The sequence below is a fragment of the Methylobacterium sp. J-059 genome (assembly GCF_022829485.1).
Lineage (GTDB): Bacteria > Pseudomonadota > Alphaproteobacteria > Rhizobiales > Beijerinckiaceae > Methylobacterium.
In genome coordinates this window covers 1-1,066 of record NZ_JAKSYA010000107.1, presented here as the reverse complement: position 1 = coordinate 1,066, position 1,066 = coordinate 1, and the positions used below count along the sequence as shown (strand labels likewise).

Here is a 1,066-nt window from a genome sequence, read left to right as displayed (position 1 = left end):
GTTGGCCAGCGAGAGGGCCGAGATGCCGAGCGACTGGCGGGTCGACAGCGCCTGGGAGTTCGCGGCCTCCTCGTTGAGGTCGGCATCGGTGAGCTTGGAGGCGCCGGTGTCGAGCACGTTCTGGAGGTTCTTGGTGAAGTCCTGACGGTTCTGCACCACCGACAGGTTCGAGCCGAAGGTCGAGGCCTGCGAGCGCAGGGTCGAGGACGCGTTCGTCAGGCTGGTGAGCGTCGTCTTGACGTCGTTGTCGATCAGGAAGTTGCCCTGCCCATTCGAGGATGCACCGGAGTTGCCGGTGATCGCCGTGAGGCTGAGGCCGACCGAGGTAGCATCGACGCCCTGCACGTCGAGGTTCGAGGTGTCCTTCTCGTTGAACGAGATGTGCAGCTTGTTGGTGGTGGCGCTGCTCGACAGCAGATTGGTGCCGTTGAAGCTCGAGTCCTTGGCGAGCTGGTCGATCTGCGTCAGCAGGCTGTTGTACTGCTTGGCGAGGGCCGCGCGCTCCTTGACCCCGGTCACCGTCAGGTTCGAGCTCTGACCCGCCGTCGAGGTGGTGCCGTATTGGGGACCGGAGTTGGCGGTGCCGCTGGTGAAGCCGAGCGCGGTCTGGTCGCCGGGCGTCGAGAACTCGAGGTCGGCGCTGGCGCTGACGACGATCTTCGTGCCGGTCGTGTCCTTGCTGAACGCGTTGCCCGCGCCCTGGGGACCGACCACCGCGTTCAGCTTGGCGATGGTCGTGTCGATGGTGTCGCTGGCGGTCAGCGTGGTCGAGACCGCGGTGCCGTTGACCTGCAAATTGATCGTGCCGGCAGCGGCGGAGAAGGCTGCACCGGCTGTTCCGCTCGTGTTGAGCTGCGTGGCGAGTGCCTGGTTGGCGGTCGACTTGGCCGAGTCCACGAGCTTCTGGATCGAAGTCAGGCCCTGATTGGCCGCCTGGATCGTCTGCACGCCGTTGGAGATGCTGTCGAGCAGGGTGCCGAGATCCGAGGAGCGGTTCGACAGGCTCTGCGCGGTGAAGAAGTTGACCGGGTTGTCGAGGGCCGAGGAAACCTTCTTGCCGGTGGAA

Annotated in this window: 1 protein-coding gene; it reads right to left on the bottom strand. The window is 65.2% G+C overall.

Translation table 11 applies throughout. The features are described from left to right. A partial coding sequence (locus MKK55_RS13115; protein ID WP_243935176.1) for a flagellin occupies nt 1-1,066 on the bottom strand: 1,066 nt, incomplete at both ends.